The 18,627-nt window shown below is 74.8% G+C and carries 11 protein-coding genes and 2 pseudogenes; 10 read left to right on the forward strand and 3 right to left on the reverse strand.

What is annotated here, in order from left to right:
• Positions 1 to 11 precede the first annotated feature (11 nt).
• The 9 genes and pseudogenes from A8711_RS19605 (at position 12) to A8711_RS19640 (ending at position 10,022) form a co-directional block, all read left to right on the forward strand.
• Complete coding sequence (locus tag A8711_RS19605) at positions 12 to 773, forward strand: hypothetical protein (protein WP_064445216.1); 762 nt, start codon at positions 12 to 14, stop codon at positions 771 to 773.
• Positions 770 to 2,008, forward strand: a pseudogene (locus A8711_RS19610) (DNA polymerase Y family protein); the annotation flags it as partial. The gene A8711_RS19605 and the pseudogene A8711_RS19610, both read left to right, overlap by 4 nt.
• Before the next feature lie 132 nt (positions 2,009 to 2,140).
• Positions 2,141 to 2,596, forward strand: a pseudogene (locus A8711_RS33195) (DNA polymerase Y family protein); the annotation flags it as partial.
• An 18-nt stretch (positions 2,597 to 2,614) separates the two neighbouring features.
• The gene (locus A8711_RS19615) at positions 2,615 to 5,965 is read left to right on the forward strand and encodes an error-prone DNA polymerase (protein WP_069089019.1); all 3,351 of its coding nucleotides are present in this window, start codon (positions 2,615 to 2,617) and stop codon (positions 5,963 to 5,965) included.
• A gap of 96 nt (positions 5,966 to 6,061) precedes the next feature.
• Positions 6,062 to 6,241, forward strand: coding sequence for a hypothetical protein (locus A8711_RS19620; protein WP_030500224.1), 180 nt, complete (start codon positions 6,062 to 6,064; stop codon positions 6,239 to 6,241).
• A gap of 31 nt (positions 6,242 to 6,272) precedes the next feature.
• A complete protein-coding gene (locus tag A8711_RS19625; protein ID WP_069089020.1) occupies positions 6,273 to 7,004 on the forward strand; it encodes a methyltransferase domain-containing protein in 732 nt (243 codons plus the stop codon).
• A complete protein-coding gene (locus A8711_RS19630) occupies positions 7,001 to 8,164 on the forward strand; it encodes an alkaline phosphatase family protein (protein ID WP_069089021.1) in 1,164 nt (387 codons plus the stop codon). Before A8711_RS19625 ends, A8711_RS19630 begins: the two co-directional genes overlap by 4 nt.
• 84 nt (positions 8,165 to 8,248) lie before the next feature.
• Complete coding sequence (locus A8711_RS19635) at positions 8,249 to 9,508, forward strand: DNA polymerase IV (protein ID WP_069089022.1); 1,260 nt, start codon at positions 8,249 to 8,251, stop codon at positions 9,506 to 9,508.
• A 115-nt stretch (positions 9,509 to 9,623) separates the two neighbouring features.
• On the forward strand, positions 9,624 to 10,022 hold the full coding sequence (locus A8711_RS19640) for a DUF3040 domain-containing protein (protein ID WP_030500228.1): 399 nt from the start codon (positions 9,624 to 9,626) through the stop codon (positions 10,020 to 10,022).
• 499 nt (positions 10,023 to 10,521) lie between these two features.
• Here A8711_RS19640 and A8711_RS19645 read toward each other — a convergent pair whose 3' ends face one another.
• From A8711_RS19645 to A8711_RS19655, 3 genes are read right to left on the reverse strand one after another with little or no spacing between them, the layout of a single operon-like run.
• Complete coding sequence (locus tag A8711_RS19645) at positions 10,522 to 12,990, reverse strand: DUF3488 and transglutaminase-like domain-containing protein (protein ID WP_043329454.1); 2,469 nt, start codon at positions 12,988 to 12,990, stop codon at positions 10,522 to 10,524.
• A gap of 16 nt (positions 12,991 to 13,006) precedes the next feature.
• Positions 13,007 to 14,305: a DUF58 domain-containing protein gene (locus A8711_RS19650; protein WP_030500230.1), complete on the reverse strand. Its 1,299-nt coding sequence runs from the start codon at positions 14,303 to 14,305 to the stop codon at positions 13,007 to 13,009.
• Between the two features lies 1 nt (position 14,306).
• The gene (locus tag A8711_RS19655; protein ID WP_043329458.1) at positions 14,307 to 15,362 is read right to left on the reverse strand and encodes a MoxR family ATPase; all 1,056 of its coding nucleotides are present in this window, start codon (positions 15,360 to 15,362) and stop codon (positions 14,307 to 14,309) included.
• A gap of 400 nt (positions 15,363 to 15,762) precedes the next feature.
• On the opposite strand from A8711_RS19655, the gene leuS reads away from it, so the two are divergent.
• Positions 15,763 to 18,603, forward strand: a complete 2,841-nt coding sequence (gene leuS / locus A8711_RS19660) for a leucine--tRNA ligase (RefSeq protein ID WP_069089023.1) — start codon at positions 15,763 to 15,765, stop codon at positions 18,601 to 18,603.
• Positions 18,604 to 18,627 lie beyond the last annotated feature (24 nt).

An 18,627-nucleotide genomic window follows, 5' to 3' on the forward strand; every position in this document is an offset into this window, starting at 1 on the left:
GGGTTGGTCCGATGGCGGGCCGCATGGTGGTCGGTTCCGCCGCCCTGGCCGAGCTGGTCCGTCCGGCGAGCGCGCCCGACCCGGCCGGCGGCCACCGGGTGCTGCCCGTCCGGGCCGAGCTGACCGGGCTGCTGCCCAACCGTGGCCTGCGCCGGGGCAGCACCGTCGCGGTCGGCGCCGGCCAGCCCCGGCGCAGCGGCGCCACCTCGCTGATCCTCGCGCTGCTCGCCGAGGCGTCCCGGGCCGGCTCGTGGTGCGCCGTGGTCGGCGTACCCACCTTCGGGGCCGGCGCCGCCGCCGAGGCGGGCATCGCCCTGGACCGGCTGGCCCTGGTGCCCGACCCCGGGCCGGAGTGGCCCACAGTGGTCGCCGCGCTCATCGACGGGGTCGACGTGGTGGTCACCGCCGTGCCGGCCACCGTCTCCGCCTCGATCGCCACCCGGCTGGCCGCCCGCGCCCGGCAGCGCGGAAGCGTGCTCGTCCCGTACGGCCGGTGGGACGGCGCGGACGTCACGCTCCAGGTGGTCCGGGGCGTCTGGCAGGGGCTCGGCGCCGGTCGCGGGCGGCTGCGCCGCCGTGAGGTGACCGTCTCGGCCCGGGGGCGGGGCGCCGCCGCCCGCCCCAAGGAGATCAAGGTCTGGCTGCCCGGCGACGAGCTGACCCGGGTGATCCCCCGCTCGGCCGGGTTCGGCGCACCGTCCGCCGCGCCGTCGCGCCGGCTGCGCGTGGTGGCTCCACCCGCCCGTACGCCCGCCGTGGCCGGGCCGGCGTGAGCGGCGTACCGCAGCGGACGCTGCTGCTCTGGTGCCCGGACTGGCCGGTCCTCGCCGCCGAGATCGTCGACGGGGTGCCCGCCACCGACCCGGTCGTGGTGCTGCACGCCAACCGGGTGGTCGCCTGCTCCGAGCGGGCCCGTGCCGAGGGGATCCGGCGCGGGCTGCGCCGCCGGGAGGCGCAGGGGCGCTGCCCGCACCTGACGGTGGTCGACCACGACCCGGGGCGGGACGCGCGGGCGTTCGAACCGGTGGTGGCCGCCGTGGAGGAGGTGGTCGCCGGCATCGAGGTGATCCGGCCCGGCGCCTGCGCCACGGCGGCCCGGGGGCCGAGCCGCTACCTCGGCGGCGAGGAGGCGGCGGCCGAGCGGATCGTCGAGCACGTCGCGCAGAGCTGCGCGGTGGAGAGCCAGGTCGGCATCGCCGACGGGGTGTTCGCGGCCGGGCTGGCCGCCCGGGAGGGGCGGATCGTGGCGCCCGGCGGCACCCGCGAGTTCCTGGCCACCCGGCCGGTCGAGGCGCTCGGCCGGCCCGCCCTGGCCGACCTGCTGCGCCGGCTCGGCGTCCGCACCCTCGGCGACTTCGCGGCGCTGCCCGCCGGGGACGTGCTGGCCCGGTTCGGTTTCGACGGCGCGCTGGCGCACCGGCTCGCCGGCGGCCGGGACGACCGCCCGCTCGCGGTCCGGCAGCCGCCCGCCGACCTGATCGTCACCGCCGACTACGACGAGCCGGTCGACCGGGTCGACGCCGCCGCGTTCGCCGCCCGCACGCTCGCCGAACTGCTGCACGAGCGGCTGGCCGGGTACGGGCTGGCCTGCACCCGGCTCGGCATCGAGGCGGTCACCGCGCACGGCCAGGAGCTGCACCGGGTCTGGCGGTACGACGGCCTGCTCACCGCCGCGGCCATCGCCGACCGGGTCCGCTGGCAGCTCGACGGCTGGCTCACCGGCAGCAACGGCCGGGGCGGGACGCGCCCGGCCCGCCCGACCGCCGGGATCGTCCGGTTGCGGCTGGTGCCCGACGGGGTGCTCGCCCAGGCGGGCCTGCAACCCGGGCTGTGGGGGGAGACCGGCGCGGAACGGGAGCGGGCGCACCGCGCGCTGAGCCGGGTGCAAGGCATCCTCGGCCCCGAGGCGGTGGTCACCGCCGTGCTCGGTGGCGGGCGTTCCCCGGCCGACCAGGTGCGCCTCGTGCCGTGGGGCGACGAGCGGGTGCCCGCCCGTCCCGGCCCGCCACCCCTGCCGCCCGCCTCTCCCGCCGCCGCGCCACCGGTCCCGGCCGGTTCGGTGCGCGGTGTCGCGTCGTCGCGCCCGGTCCCGGCCGGTTCGGTGCGCGGTGTCACGTCGTCGCGCCCGGCTCCGGCCGCTCCGGCGAGCGGCGTGACGCCGTCGCGCCCGGCCGCCGGGGCCGCTCCGGGTGCCGCGTCCGCCCCTGTCGTCGTACCCCCTGGGGGCCGTGCGGGGCGGCGGGCCGGGCGGGGCCGGGCGATGGCCGAGCCGCCGTGGCCGGGCAGGATCCCGCCGCCCGCGCCGGCCGTGGTGCTGCCCGCCCCACTGGCCGCCGACGTGCGCGACGCGGCCGGGGATCCGGTCGTGGTGAGCGCCCGGCTGGCGGTCAGCGCGGCGCCGGCCCGGCTCACCGTCGGCGACGGCCGCCCGGCGGAGATCACCGGGTGGGCCGGCCCGTGGCCGGTGGACGAGCGGTGGTGGGCGCCGGCCGAGGCGCGCCGCCGGGCCCGGTTCCAGGTGAGCCTGGCCGACGGCGCCGCGCTGCTGCTCGCGGTCGAGGGCGGGCAGTGGCTGGTGGAGGCGATCTATGACTGAGTGCCGGGGGAGCGCGGGGTGAGCTTCCACAACCCGAAGATGCCGTGGTCGAAGCTGGAGCAGGTGCTCTCCGGGCGGGCCAAGGGGGAGCGGCACCTGCACGTGGTCGACCCGCTCGCGGTCGACGCCGACGGCGGCGACTCACCGGCGTGGAGCCGCAAGCGCCAGGAATACCAGCCGCCGCAGCTGGACCGGCCGGACGGCGTGGTGCCGTACGCGGAGCTGCACGCGCACTCCAACTTCAGCTTCCTCGACGGGGCCAGCCACCCGGAGGAACTGGCCGAGGAGGCGGCCCGGCTCGGGCTCACCGCGCTCGCCGTCACCGACCACGACGGCTTCTACGGCGTGGTGCGCTTCGCCGAGGCGGCCCGCGCGCTGCGGCTGCCGACGATCTTCGGCGCGGAACTGTCCCTCGGGCTGCCCGGCCCGCAGAACGGCGAACCCGACCCGCTCGGCCGGCACCTGCTGGTGCTGGCGCACGGCCACGAGGGGTACGCGCGCCTGGCCGCCACCATCTCCCGCGCCCAGCTGCGCGGCGGGGAGAAGGGCCGCCCGGTCTACGGCGAGCTGGAGGAGCTCGCGGCGGAGCTGAAGGACCACGTGCTGGTGCTCACCGGCTGCCGCAAGGGGCACGTGCCGGCCGCGCTGCTCACCGAGGGCGTCGACGCGGCGGCCCGGGAGCTGGACCGGCTCACCGCGCTGTTCGGCGCGGAGACGGTGGCGGTGGAGCTGACCGACCACGGCCACCCGGTCGACGCCGACCGCAACGACGCGCTCGCCGACCTGGCCGCCGCGGCCGGGCTGCCCACAGTCGCCACGAACAACGTGCACTACGCCACCCCGGGCCGGCGGCGGCTGGCCACCACAGTCGCGGCAGTCCGGGCCCGGCGCAGCCTCGACGAGATCGACGGCTGGCTGCCCGCCGCGGCCACCGCCCACCTGCGCAGCGGCGCGGAGATGGCGGCGCGGTTCGCCGCGTACCCGGGGGCGGTGGCGCGGGCCGCCGAGTACGGCGCGGAACTCGCCTTCGACCTTCAGCTCGTGGCGCCGAAGCTGCCGGCGTACCCGGTGCCGCCCGGGCACACCGAGATGAGCTGGCTGCGCCGGCTGACCATGGACGGCGCCCGCGAGCGCTACGGCCCGCCCGAGGCGCACCCGGAGGCGTACGCGCAGCTGGAACACGAGCTGCGGATGATCGAAGACCTCGGGTTCCCCGGCTACTTCCTGGTGGTCTACGACATCGTCGCGTTCTGCCGCGCGCAGGACATCTACTGCCAGGGCCGGGGCTCGGCGGCCAACTCGGCGGTCTGCTACGCGCTGCGCATCACGAACGTGGACGCGGTCCGGCACCGGCTGCTGTTCGAACGGTTCCTCGCCCCGGAACGCGACGGCCCGCCCGACATCGACGTGGACATCGAGTCCGACCGCCGGGAGGAGGTGATCCAGCACGTCTACGCCCGCTACGGCCGGGAGCACACCGCCCAGGTCGCCAACGTCATCTCGTACCGGCCCCGGTCGGCGGTGCGGGACGTGGCGAAGGCGTTCGGCTTCTCACCCGGCCAGCAGGACGCCTGGAGCAAGCAGATCGACAGGTGGGGCTCGGTCGCCGCGGTCGACGTGGCGGACATCCCCGAGCAGGTGGTCGCGTACGCCAACGAGCTGCAGACGTTCCCCCGGCACCTGGGCATCCACTCCGGCGGCATGGTGATCTGCGACCGGCCGGTGATCGAGGTGTGCCCGGTGGAGTGGGGCCGGATGCCCGGCCGCAGCGTGCTCCAGTGGGACAAGGACGACTGCGCGGCCGTCGGCCTGGTCAAGTTCGACCTGCTCGGCCTCGGCATGCTCTCGGCGCTGCACTACGGCTACGACCTGATCGGCTCCCGCCTCGACCTCGGCGACATGACGCTGGACGACCCCGAGGTCTACGACATGCTCTGCCGGGCCGACTCGGTGGGCGTGTTCCAGGTGGAGAGCCGCGCCCAGATGGCCACGCTGCCCCGGCTCAAGCCGCGCGAGTTCTACGACCTGGTGGTGGAGGTGGCGCTGATCCGGCCCGGCCCGATCCAGGGCGGCTCGGTGCACCCGTACATCAGGCGCAAGAACGGCCAGGAGCCGGTCACGTACGCGCACCCGCTGATGCGCAACGCGCTGGAGAAGACGCTCGGCGTGCCGCTGTTCCAGGAGCAGCTCATGCAGCTCGCCATCGACCTGGCCGGGTTCGACGCGGCCGGCGCCGACCAGCTGCGCCGGGCCATGGGGGCGAAACGGTCGGTGGAGCGGATGGCGCAGATCGCCGACCGGCTCTACGCCGGGATGGCCGAGCGGGGCATCACCGGCGAGCTGGCCGACGACGTCTACCGCAAGCTCACCGCGTTCGCCAGCTACGGCTTCCCGGAGAGCCACGCGATGAGCTTCGCCTACCTGGTGTACGCCAGCTCGTGGCTCAAGCGCTACCACCCGGGCCCGTTCCTGGCCGCGCTGCTCAACGCCCAGCCGATGGGCTTCTACTCGCCGCAGACGCTCGCCGACGACGCCCGCCGGCACGGCGTGGAGGTACGCCGGCCGGACATCAACGCCAGCGGCACCAAGGCGGTGCTGGAGTCCACCCCGCAGACGCGGTGGGGCAGCGTGCCGGGCGAGCCGCCGCACGCCTGGGGGCTGGGCGGCCCGGCGGTACGGCTCGGGCTGGGCAGCGTCCGTACCCTCGGCGAGGACGTGGCCGAGCGGATCGAGGCGGAACGGACGGCGCACGGGCCGTACCGGGACATGCCGGACCTGGCCCGCCGCGTCGGTCTCACCGCCGCGCAGCTGGAGGCGCTGGCCACCGCCGACGCCTTCGCCTGTTTCGGGCTGACCCGGCGGCAGGCCCTCTGGGCCGCCGGCGCGGCGGCCCAGGACCGGCCCGGCCGGCTGCCCGGCACGGTGACCGGCGCGGACCCGCCCACGCTGCCCGGCATGGCCGCGGTGGACCGCCTGGTCGCCGACGTCTGGGCCACCGGCCTGTCCCCGGAGAGCCACCCGGCCCGGTTCATCCGGGACCGCCTCGACGAACTGGGCGCGGTGCCGATCGCCCGGCTCGGCCAGGTGCCGCCCGGGCAGCGGATCCGGGTCGGCGGGATCGTCACCCACCGGCAGCGCCCGGCGACCGCCGGCGGCGTCACGTTCCTCAACCTGGAGGACGAGACCGGAATGCTGAATGTCACTTGCTCCCCGGGGCTGTGGCAGCGCTACCGTCGAATCGCCCGCACCAGTGGAGCACTGGTGGTGCGGGGCCGGCTGCAGCGGCACGAGGGCGTCACGAACCTCACCGCGGACCGGCTGGACGCGATCGAGCCCCCCGTCACACCGGCATCCAGGGATTTCCGTTGATGGAGTGATCCACATTACGGTTTCCGTGAGCCGGAGGCGGGAGACTCCCGACGCGGGTGGGCAGAGTGGCCCACCCGGGGTATGGGGGATGAACAGATGACCTTTCACCGCACGTACGCCGGTGGCGTAGCCAACGCCCGACGGACCCGCCTCGGCGCCGACTGGGCGCCCACCCACGAGGCCGAGCCGCGGGAATACCAGGTGACCGACGGCCCGGTGGCCAACGACCAGCGCTCCCGCGCCGAGGACGACCCCGCCGGCGGCGGCGAGTCCTGAACCTGGGCCGGGGGGTGACTAGGCTCGGCGCGTGGAGCAGATCCGAACCCTCACCCCCCGCACCGCCGTCATCTGGTCGGTGCTCCGGGCCGAGCTGGACCGGCGGGCCGGCGAACGACTCTCCGTGCTCGACGTCGGCGGCGGGACCGGCGGCTTCGCCGTCCCGCTCGCCGAGGCCGGTCACCGGGTCACAGTGGTCGACGCCAGCCCCGACGCGCTCGCCGCGCTGACCCGCCGCGCCGCCGAGGCCGGGGTCGCCGACCGGGTACGCGCGACGCAGGGCGACGCCGACGCGCTCGCCGGGCTGGTCGAACCGGCCACCGTGGACCTGGTGCTCTGCCACTCCGTCCTCGAAGTCGTCGACGAGCCGGAACCGGTGATCTCCGCGCTGGTCACCGCGTTGCGCCCGGGCGGCGCGGCGAGCGTGCTCGTCGCCGGCCGGGCCGCCGCCGTGTTCGGCCGGGCGATGAACGGGCAGCTTGACGCCGCCGCGGCGCTGGCCGCCGACCCGTACGGCACCACCGGCCGCCGGGACACGTTGCGCCGCCGCTACGACGCCGCCGACGCGAGCGCGCTGCTCACCGCCGCCGGCCTTGCCGTGGAGGAGATCCACGGGGTACGGGTGCTCGCCGACCTGCTTCCGGCCGCCGTGGCCGACGGTCAGCCGGCCGCCCTGGTGGAGCTGGAACGGGCGCTCGCGGTCCGGCCCCCGTACCGTGATCTCGCCGCTCAGCTGCACCTGTTCGCCCGCCGCCCGGCATGACCGGCCCGGCTCCGGGCCCGCTGGACCGGGTTGCGCCGCGCTACGACGGCGGCAGCCTGGCCGACGTGCTGCCCAGCGCGCTGTCGGTGCTCGGCGTACCCGGTGCGGCCGACCGGCTCGGCCTGGCACCGAGGCTGGCCGGGGTACGCCGGATCGCGGTGCTGCTCGTCGACGGCCTCGGCTGGTACCAGATCCCCACCGCCGCCCGGTACGCCCCGACGCTCGCCGGACTGGCCGCCACCACCGGCCGGCCGCTCACCACCGGCTTCCCGTCCACCACCCCGACCAGCCTGGTCAGCCTCGGCACCGGCACCGCGTCGGGCGCGCACGGCGTGCTCGGCTTCACCGTCCGCGTGCCCGGCACCGACCGGGTGCTCAACCACGTCGACTGGGCCGGCGACCCCGACCCGGTGAGCTGGCAGCCGGTGCCCACCTGGTACCAGCGGGCGCGTGCCGCCGGGGTGGCGGTGACGGTGGTCAGCCGCCCCGAGTTCGCCGGCAGCGGCCTGACGCTCGCCGCCAACCGGGGCGGCGACTACCGGGGCGCGGCCGGCGCCGACGCGCTCGCCGCGCGGATGCTGGCGGCGCTGGCCGCCGGGGACGGACCCGCGCTGGTGTCCGGGTACCACCCCGACCTGGACCGGCACGGGCACCTCAGCGGTGTCGACTCCGAGCCGTGGCGGCTGGCCGCCGCCGATGTGGACGCGCTGCTGGCCCGGCTCGTCGACGGGCTGCCGCCGGACGCCGCGCTGCTGGTCACCGCCGACCACGGCCAGCTCGACGTGCCCGCCGGGCACCGGATCGACCTGGACGCCGATCCCCGGCTGCGCGCCGGGGTACTGGTGGTCGCCGGTGAGCCCCGCGTCCGCTACCTGCACACCGAGCCGGGCGCCGAGGCCGACGTGGTGGCCGCCTGGACCGAGCTGCTGGGCCCGGCCGCGCACGTGCTGACCCGCGCCGAGGCGGTGGCGACCGGCTGGTTCGGGCCGGTGCCCGAGGCGCACCTGAGGCGGATCGGCGACGTGGTGGTGGTCTGCCGGGACACCTACGCGGTGGTCGCCACCCGTTCCGAGCCGCCGATGGCGTCGCGGCTGGTGGCGTACCACGGCGCGGACACCGCCGCCGAGATGACCGTTCCGCTGCTGGTGGTGCGGGGCTGACCCGGCTCATCCGCGGCTGCGGCCGCGTCGGTGGCCGCCGGGCTGGGCGGTGGGGTTGTCGGACCGGCGGGCTAGCCTGCTGGCATGGGCCGCAGCCAGTCGTTGCCCCGAGGCGGTGACCCGCGCTTCGGGCCGGACGCCGACGACACCGGCTGCGCCATCCTGCACGTCGACATGGACGCGTTCTACGCCTCGGTCGAGGTGCGCCGCCGACCCGAGCTGCGCGGGCGGCCGGTGGTGGTGGGCGGCGTCGGCCCGCGCGGCGTGGTCAGCTCCGCCAGCTACGAGGCCCGGCAGTACGGCGTCCGCAGCGCCATGCCCACCGCCCGTGCCCGGGCGCTCTGCCCCGGCGCGGTCTACCTGCCGCCCGACTTCACCGCCTACACCGAGGCGTCGCGGGCGGTCATGCGGATCTTCCGGGACGTCACCCCGCTGGTCGAGCCGCTCTCGCTGGACGAGGCGTTCCTCGACGTGGCGGGCGCCCGCCGGCTGTTCGGCCGGCCCGCCGACATCGCCGCGCTGATCCGCCGCCGGGTCGCCGAGGAACAGCGGCTGACCTGTTCGGTGGGCGTCGGGCCGAGCAAGTTCGTGGCGAAGCTCGGCTCCACCCGGGCCAAGCCCGACGGCCTGCTCGTGGTCCCGGCCGCCCGGGTGCTGGAGTTCCTGCACCCGCTGCCGGTGTCCGCCCTGTGGGGCGTGGGGGAGCGTTCCGCCGACGCGCTGCGCCGCCTCGGCCTGCGCACCGTACGCGACCTCGCCGAGGCACCGGCCGGCCTGCTGCGCCGGGCCGTGGGCGAGGCGTCCGCCGCCCACCTGCACGAGCTGGCGTGGGGGCGCGACCCGCGCGGGGTGACGCCCGAACAGGTGGAGAAGTCGATCGGCGCGGAGGTCACGTTCGACATCGACGTGACCGACCCGGACGAGATCCGGCGGTCCCTGCTCGCGCTCGCCGACAAGGCCGGCGCTCGGCTGCGGGCGGCCGGGCAGGTGGGCCGTACCGTGTCGCTCAAGGTCCGTTTCGCCGACTTCCGGACGATCAGCCGCTCCCGCACGCTCGCCGTGCCCACCGACACCGCCCGGGAGATGTTCGACACGGCCTGGGCGTTGTGGGGCGCGCTCGCTCCCGGCGAGCCGGTTCGGCTGGTCGGGGTCCGGATGGAAGGTCTCGCCCCCGCCGGGGAGACCCCGCAGCAGCTCACCCTCGGCGCGCCCGAGCGCGGCTGGCGTGAGGCGGAGGCGGCGGCCGATGCGGCGGCCGCCCGATTCGGGCGGTCCGTCATAGGTCCGGCCAGTCTTCTCGGCCGTCGTGATACACGACAAGTCGAAAAACCGACCCGGCCGTAGGTCGTCCCGCTTTCCGACGCGCGGGGGCCCTCGTAGACTTGCGGGTAAGCAGCCGGTTGGCTGCCACGGTCTGTCGGCCCGCCCGGGTCGACCAACGTGACCGGGGAGGAGTGCCGTGCCGCTCTCGGAGCACGAGCAGCGGCTGTTCGAGCAGATCGAGCGGTCGCTTGCCGAGGACCCCAAGTTCGCCTCGGCCGTGCGCGCCAGCGACCCGCGTTTCCACGCGCGGCGTCGCGTGCTCGTCGCTGCCGGCGTGGTCGTCGCTGGTCTGGCCCTGTTGATCTATGGTGCCGTGATCAAGATTCCCGCGGTGGCCGTGGCGGGTTTCGTCGTCATGCTGGCCTCGTTGGGCTACGCGGTGCAGTCGCACCGCCGATCCCAGTCGCCCGACCTGCACGTGGTCGGCGGCACAACGAGCCGGCGTCGTCCCCGTGGCCGCAGCAGTGGCCGCCGGGGCTCCTTCCTCGACCGGATGGAGGACCGCTGGCGGCAGCGCCCGGAGGGACACCGCTGACCGTGCTCCGCCCCGGACCGGGGCGGATGTCGCGGCGACGCCCGTCGGCGTGCGCTTCGTCGTGCCCGCTCCACGGCGGCGGGTGCGCGTAGCCGTCGATCGCGCCGCACCCGTCCACGCCCCGATGTCGGCCGGTGTGGCGGTGCCCCCGGATTCCCCGGCTGCGGCGTGAGTCTCTCCCCGGTCCGCTGGCCAGTGCTTCGCAGCCGATCATCGCCTCCGCGCCGACCTGCGGCGGCTCCTGTCGGCTGATCGTCCACAAATAGAGATCGATCTTCCAAGCGCGGGAAACGCGAAGATCTTGGTACGAAAGGGCCGCTATAGGGGCCTTTTCCTACCAAGATCTCAAGCGCCCCCGCTCCCCACCCCGTCACCTCGCTGAGCAGTCGGTGATCAAGGAGTTTGTGTCCGGTCGGAGGCCTCGCGGAGACACAAACTCCTTGATCAACGGGCCGGGGGCGGGGGGACGGGGCGGGGGGACGGGGACGGGGCGGGGCGGTCAGCGGGCCGTGCGGCCCGCCAACAGGCGGCGTGGGCTCCAGCGCAGCATCTGCGTCCGGGCCTGCCCGCTCGTGGTGACGATCCGGGCCGACTGCTCGGCCAGGGCGGTCCGCCAACGCTGGATCACCGACGGGGGCAGCAGCGCGGCCAGCAGCCGGGTGCGGCGGTCCGCCCCGGCCGCGAGCGCGCCCCGGACCGTCCGCAGCGCCGGTTGCAACTCCGCGCCGGCGAGCGGGTCCCGCGCGTACCGGGCCCGCTCCTCGGCCCGGCCCAGCAGCCGTACCCCGGTTGCGGCGTCGCCGTTCTCGGTGAGCGCCTCCCGGGCCAGCCGCTCGGCGGTCGCGCGGGGGGTCTCCGTGCGGTCCACCCGGACGTGGAAGTCGACGAGCGTGTCGAGCAGCTCGTCCCAGGCGGCGTGCGCGTCGGCGCGGGCGGACTCGGCGTCCACGCCGACGACGACCTCCCGTGCCTCGCCCCGCTGGCCGGGCACCGCGAGCGCGGTGGCCGAGGGCGCCCGGACCCGGACGCGCCGGCGGCGGCGCAGGGTGGAGCGGCGCAGCCCCGGTACGGCGAACAGCGCCAGCAGCGCCAGCGCCGCGGCCAGCCACCACGGCCACACCCGGTTCTGCTCGGCCGGGTCACCTCCGCCCAGGGACAGGCCCTGGTCGGTGTCCTTGTCGAGCCGGTCCGCCTCGTTCGGGCCGGCCGACGGGTCGGCGGCGCCGGGAGCGACGGTGCTGCCGGGCGACGGGGTGACCTCCTCGGGGGCGTCGGTGTCCGGCGCCCAGGCGGAGCGGACCGAGCCCTGCACGCTCGCCGCCGGGGTGGCGTCGAACGGCACCCAGCCGATCCCGTTGCCGAAGTTGACCTCGGTCCAGGCGTGCAGGTTGCGGTTGGTCAGCACGTACGTGCCGCCGTCGGACTTGCTGCCGTTGGTGAAGCCGACAGCCACCCGGGCCGGAATGCCGGCGGCCCGGACAAGCCAGGCCATCGCCGCCGCGTACTGCTGGCAGTAGCCGACCTTGGTGGCGAGGAAGTCGGTGATGTCCTGCCCGCTGCTGCCGTCGCGGGTGGACAGCGAGTAGGTGAAGCCGTTCTCCACGGAGAAGTACTCGTAGATCGCGCGGACCTTGTCGTAGTCGTTCGACTTGCCCCTCACCAGCTCGCCGACGAGATCCTCGACCTCCGGGACCGACGGCCGCTCGGTCTGCTGGCGCTTCACCGGGCTGTCCGCGGGCAGGGACGGGGCGGCGCGCAGCGCCGCCGGGCTGAACGTCGAGCGCACGTACTCGAACGAGTAGCTCTTGCCGCGGGCGTTCTCCCGGTTGGAGAAGACGATCTGCTGGCTTGAGTCGTACAGCCAGTTGCCGTTGAGGTCGTCCGCCTTCACCGGATCGGCGTAGACCGGCAGCAGCGGCATGTTCAGGTTCTTCGACACCTCGACGGTGGCCTTGTAGCGCTGCCGCTCGACGCCACGCGGGGTGCGCTCGCTCGGGTCGGGCAGGCCGCGGGTGACCGGCCGCCCGGTGGGCACGCGCGCCTGGAAGCCGCTCGGCCGCAGGTCGTCGACCACGCCGAGGCGCAGGTAGAACGGGCTCGGCTCGTTGGTGCTGACCTTCACCAGCTCGGTTTCCTGGCTCTGGTTGAGCTGGCCGCTGAGCGCTGCGAACAGGTCGATCCGGCCCGGGCTGCCACCCTGGCCGGGCCGGCCGTTGCCCTCACCGGGCCCGGCGCCGACGTTGTTCATCAGCCCGCCGGTCATCCCGGGCACGGCCAGGGGCAGGGCCACCGCCACCGCCACGCCGACCACTGCCAGCCGGCGGCCCGCCGCGGCCAGCGGCGACGCCTCCCAGACGTCGACGTCGCGTCCCTCACCGGTGAACCGGCGGCCGAACCGGCGTACCCGGTCGACGTTGTCGGTGACCAGCAGCCACAGGTAGCCGGCGGCGCCCACCACGAACGGGGTGGCGGGGACGCTGTCCAGGTAGACCGCCACCGGCACCGAGTAGATGGCGAGCATCGGCAGGCCGGCCAGCGCCGGCCGGCGCAGCCCGACCGAGAGGACGTCCACCACCACGGCGACCGCGCCGATGCCGAGCACCGCGAGGAACAGCAGCGAGTCGACGTCGGGCACCTTCACGCCGTACGAGCGCATGTCCTCCAGCGACGCCTGCGTCAGCTCGCCGAAGTGGGCGAACGTGCCCGGGGCCGGGATGAACGCGAGCAGCTCGGCGCCGCTCGGGAAGATCCACGTCAGGCCCAGGGTCAGGCCGGCGAGCATCGCCAGCACCTGGCCCCACAGCGGCGCCCGGGCCAGCCGGCTCAACGCGGCCGAGCCGGCCACCACGGCGACCACGATGGTGGCCTGGATCAGCCACGTCCAGCGTTCGAAGATCGCCGACAGCGGGGCCGCCGCCAGCAGGGTCGCCGCCGCGGCGACGAACCCGATGTTGCGATGGGGGGTCACGGGAGCTTCCTTCCGGTCATCGCATGCCTCCGGCGACCGTCTCGGCCAGGGCCGCCCGCAGCGCGAATCCCTGCGATCCGCGCCCGGCCTGCGGCCACAGCACCGGCAGACGGCTGCCGTGCTCCACCCCGATGACCCGCCAGCCGCTCTGCAGCAGCGCGAGCGCGGCGGCGCCGTGCGCCCGTTCCGCCTCGGTGCGGGCCTTCGGCGGCAGGTTCAGCCAGGTGTTGCTGTCGAGCAGGAACGCCACACAGGTCGCCCCGTTGCCGCGCAGCCCGGCCAGCAGCTCCGCCTCGGCGGCGCCGAGCGTGCCGAGCAACGCGATGATCAGGCCGCCGTCGGCCCGCTGCCGGACCTGCTGCACCAGCGTGGTGATCTCGCCGCGCCGGTCCAGGTGCACGTCGGCGAGCTGGTCCAGGAGCAGGCCCTCACCGCCGGCCTCGGTCGCCGCGACGTCGGCGCCGTTGCCGGTGACCAGGCGCAGCTTGTAGCCGGCCTGGCGCAGGTGCACGGCGATGCTGGCGGCCGCCGAGACCGCCCACTCGAAGCTCGCCGTCGGTCCCTCGCCCCGGTGCCCGGCGGCCCGGGTGTCCAGCACGACGGTGGCGCGGCTCTCCCACGGCTGCTCCTCGCGGCGCACCATCAGCTCGCCGGTGCGGGCGGTCGACTTCCAGTGCACGCGGCGCAGGTCGTCGCCCATCCGGTACTCCCGGGTGGCGGCGTCGTCCTCGCCGTGTACCGCTACCGAGCGGGCCCGGCTGTCGCCGCTGCCGGCGTACTCGCCTGGTAGCCGCACCGACGGCAACGGAGTGACCTGCGGGATCACCGTGAGGTGGTCGGTGCTGGGGAACGAGCGGGTCAGCTCGCACAACCCGAACGGGTCGGTCAGCCGGATCACCAGCGGGCCCACCTCGTAGCGGCCGCGCACGTCCGCCCGGACGGTGTACGCCACGGAGCTGGCCTGGTGCGCGCCGAGCCGCTCCAGCACCACCCGGGGGCGGCTGCCCAGCGCGTACGGCAGGCGGTCCTCCAGCAGCAGCGTGCCGGTGGGCAGCCGGGACAGGTTCTGCAGCCGCAGCACCACGCGGGAGCTGGCCCCGACCGGCACCCGGTGCGGCTCCAGCGACCTGTTGCAGGCCAGCTTGTACCGGCTGCGCCCGACGTACGCGGCGGCCAGCAGCGGCAGGACGGCGAGCAGGACCGCCACCCGGAGCAGGTCCTTCTCGCCCAGGATGCCGGCGGAGATCGCCGCGGCCACCGCGGCCGCCAGGAAGGAGCGGCCGCGGGTGGTCAGCCCACGCAGGCCGTCGCGCACGTCACGGCCTCCGCGGCTCGTACGGCCCGCGGCCGTTGTTGCCGCCGCCGGGGCGGGTGTCGTACGGCGAACGCTGCCGGTCGTGCGGGAGCGGCAGGCGGTGCACCAGCTCGGAGACGATCGCGTCGGTGGTGCGCCGGGCCAGCTGGGCGTCGGCGGTCGGGATGATCCGGTGCGCCAGCACCGGCACCGCGAGGACCTGGAGGTCGTCCGGCAGCACGTAGTCGCGGCCCTCCAGGGCGGCCACCGCGCGGGCGGTGCGCAGCAGCTGGAGCGTGGCCCGCGGGGATGCGCCCAGGCGCAGGTCCGGCGCCTCCCGGGTGGCGGTGACCAGGTCGATCGCGTACTGCTTGACCGCGTCGGCGACGTGCACCTGCCGGACGTGACCGATCAGCCGGCGGACGGTGGCCGCGTCGGAGACCGGCCGCAGCCCCGACAGCGGGTCGGTGGCGCCGTGCCCGTCGAGCATGGCCAACTCGGCGCGCGGGTCCGGGTAGCCCATGGCGATGCGGGCGGTGAACCGGTCGCGCTGCGCCTCGGGCAGCGGGTACGTGCCCTCCATCTCGATCGGGTTCTGCGTCGCGATCACCATGAACGGCGTCTGCAGCTGGTAGGTGACGCCGTCGACGGTGACCTGGCGCTCCTCCATGCACTCCAGGAGCGCCGACTGGGTCTTCGGCGAGGCCCGGTTGATCTCGTCGCCGACCACCAGGTTGGCGAAGACCGCGCCGGGGCGGAACTCGAAGTCGTGCGTCTCCTGGTTGTAGACGCTCACGCCGGTGACGTCGCTGGGAAGCAGGTCGGGGGTGAACTGGATCCGCCGGACCGAGCAGTCGATGGACCGGGCCATCGCCTTGGCGAGCTTGGTCTTGCCGACGCCGGGCACGTCCTCGATGAGCAGGTGGCCCTCGGCCAGCAGCACCGCCAGGGCGAGCCGGACGGTGGCGGTCTTGCCCTCGATGACCTGCTCGATGTTGGCCACGATGGCCTCGCTGGCGGCGCGGAACTCGTCGTGCGGCAGCAGACCGCCCACCTCGTCCCAGGTCTGTTGTGTCACGGGCCTCCTCCTCGTCGCCTGGACGGCAGCTCTTTATAGAGCACCTGGACCCGCCGTTGGGTTCGCGACGCCGAGCCACGTCTGCCGCAGTAATCTCACTGGCCTCTCAGGCTAACCATGTTTGTCGTTACTGCCGACTCCCGCAGGTGGTCGGTCGGTTACGCCCGGAATATTCGCCGGACCGGGGGACCGGCCGCTCCGGGCGGAACGGGCGCGCCGCCGCCGAGGGCTGCGAGGTACACTGCCTGCATGGCCGGGTTCTTCCTGCTTCTTACCGAGCCGTGTTGATGCGCTGAACGCGCGACAGCACGGCCGCCCCTCCTGCGCGAGGGGCTTTTTTGTGCCCGCAGCAGACCGCCCACAATTTTTCGAATCGCCCGATCCGCGCCGAGGAGACGCCATGAGTGAGGCAGCCGCACCGGCGACCGACATTCCCCCGTTCCGGTACACCGCCGCACTGGCCGACGAGATCGAACACCGCTGGCAGGACACCTGGGAGCGGGACGGCACCTTCCACGCGCCGAACCCGACCGGCCCGCTGGCCGACCCGGGTCATCCGCGCGCGGGCGCCGAGAAGCTGTACGTKCTGGACATGTTCCCGTACCCCTCCGGCGCCGGCCTGCACGTCGGCCACCCGCTGGGCTACATCGGCACCGACTGCTACGCCCGCTACCAGCGGATGGCCGGGCGCAACGTGCTGCACGCGATGGGCTTCGACGCGTTCGGCCTGCCCGCCGAGCAGTACGCGGTGCAGACCGGCACCCACCCCCGCACCACCACCGAGGCGAACATCGAGCGGTACCGGGCGCAGCTGCGCCGGCTGGGGCTGGGCCACGACGAGCGGCGGTCGGTGGCGACCATCGACACCGACTTCTACCGCTGGACGCAGTGGATCTTCCTGCAGGTCTTCAACTCCTGGTACGACACGGACGCACGCAAGGCCCGGCCGATCGCCGAGCTGATCGCCGAGTTCGAGGGCGGCACCCGCGCCACCCCGGACGGGCGGCCGTGGGCCGAGCTGTCCGTGGGGGAGCGGCGGCGCGTCGTGGACGACCACCGCCTGGCGTAYGTCTCGGAGGCGCCGGTCAACTGGTGCCCGGGGCTGGGCACCGTGCTGGCCAACGAGGAGGTCACCGCCGACGGCCGCTCCGAGCGCGGCAACTTCCCGGTCTTCAAGCGCAACCTGAAGCAGTGGATGATGCGGATCACCGCGTACGGGGACCGGCTGCTGGAGGACCTGGACACACTGGACTGGCCGGAGCCGATCAAGCTGCAGCAGCGCAACTGGATCGGCCGGTCGACCGGCGCGCACATCGACTTCCCGACCGCCGCCGCGCCGGTGCGGGTGTTCACGACCCGGCCGGACACCGTCTTCGGCGCCACCTACATGGTGCTGGCCCCCGAGCACGAGCTGGTCGACGTGCTGACGCCGGCCGCCTGGCCGGAGGGGACGAAGGACGCCTGGACCGGCGGGCACGCGAGCCCGCGTGAGGCCGTCGAGGCGTACCGGAAGGCCGCCGCGGCCAAGACGGACATGGAACGGCAGGCGGACAGCAAGGAGAAGACCGGCGTCTTCGTCGGCGCCTACGCGACCAACCCGGTGACCGGCGGGCAGATCCCGATCTTCATCGCCGACTACGTGCTGGCCGGGTACGGCACCGGCGCGATCATGGCGGTGCCCGCGCAGGACGAGCGGGACTGGGACTTCGCCGAGGTCTTCGAGCTGCCGATCGTGCGGACCGTGCAGCCGCCGGAGGGCTTCGCCGGCAAGGCGTACACCGGGGACGGCCCGGCGATCAACAGCGCCGCGCCGGAGCGCGGCATCGACCTGGACGGCCTGGGCGTCACCGAGGCCAAGGCGCGGATCATCGAGTGGCTGGAGGCGAACGGACACGGCGCCGGCGCGGTCACCTGGCGGCTGCGCGACTGGCTGTTCTCCCGGCAGCGTTACTGGGGCGAGCCGTTCCCGATCGTGTACGACGAGACCGGCGCGCCGATCGCGCTGCCCGAGTCGATGCTGCCGGTCGAGCTGCCCGAGGTGGAGGACTTCTCGCCGAAGACGTTCGACGCCGACGACGCCGACAGCAACCCGGAGACCCCGCTGTCGCGGCGGCGCGACTGGGTCGAGGTGGAGCTGGACCTGGGTGACGGGCCCAAGCGCTACACCCGCGAGACCAACGTGATGCCGCAGTGGGCCGGCTCCTGCTGGTACGAGCTGCGCTACCTGGATCCGACCGACTCGCAGCGCTTCGCCGACCCGGAGAACGAGGCGTACTGGATGGGGCCGCAGCGTCCGGGTGACTGCGGCGGCACCGACCTGTACGTCGGCGGCGCCGAGCACGCCGTGCTGCACCTGCTGTACGCGCGCTTCTGGCACAAGGTGCTGTACGACCTGGGCCACGTCTCGTCGTTCGAGCCGTTCCGCCGCCTGTTCAACCAGGGCATGATCCAGGCGTACGCGTTCGTCGACCCGCGCGGCGCGTACGTGCCCGCCGAGGAGGTCGTCGAGGTCGACGGCCGCTGGTTCCACGGCGAGACCGAGGTCCGGCGCGAGTACGGCAAGATGGGCAAGTCGCTGAAGAACGTCGTCACCCCGGACGACATGTGCGCGGCGTACGGCGCCGACACGTTCCGGGTGTACGAGATGTCGATGGGCCCGCTGGAGGTGTCCCGCCCGTGGGAGACCCGGGCCGTCGTCGGCTCGTACCGGTTCCTGCAGCGGGTCTGGCGCACCGTCGTCGACGAGCAGACCGGGGAGCTGCGGGTCACCGACGCGCCGGCCGACGAGGCGACCCGGCGGCTGCTGCACAAGGCGATCGACGGGGTCCGCGCCGACATGGACGGGATCCGGTTCAACACCGCCATCGCCAAGCTGATCGAGCTGACGAACGGCCTGACCCGGCTGGCGGAGACGCCGCGTGAGGTGGCCGAGCCGCTGGTGCTGATGGTCGCCCCGTTCGCCCCGCACATGGCGGAGGAACTGTGGCGCAAGCTGGGTCACGAGGAATCCCTGACGTACGCGGACTTCCCGGTCGCCGACCCGGCCCTGCTGGTGGCCGAGTCGGTCACCTACCCGGTGCAGGTCAACGGCAAGGTCCGGGGCCGGATCGAGGTGCCGGCCGACGCGTCCGAGGAGACGGTCCGCGCGGCGGCGCTGGAGGCGGTGGCCGGCGCGCTGGCCGGCAAGGAGCCGCGCAAGGTGATCGTGGTGAAGGGCCGGATGGTCTCGGTCGTCGTCTGACCCGGCGGGTGGGCGTGTCCACAC

It is taken from the genome of Micromonospora sp. II (genome assembly GCF_001709195.1).
Classification (GTDB): Bacteria; Actinomycetota; Actinomycetes; order Mycobacteriales; family Micromonosporaceae; genus Micromonospora; species Micromonospora chalcea.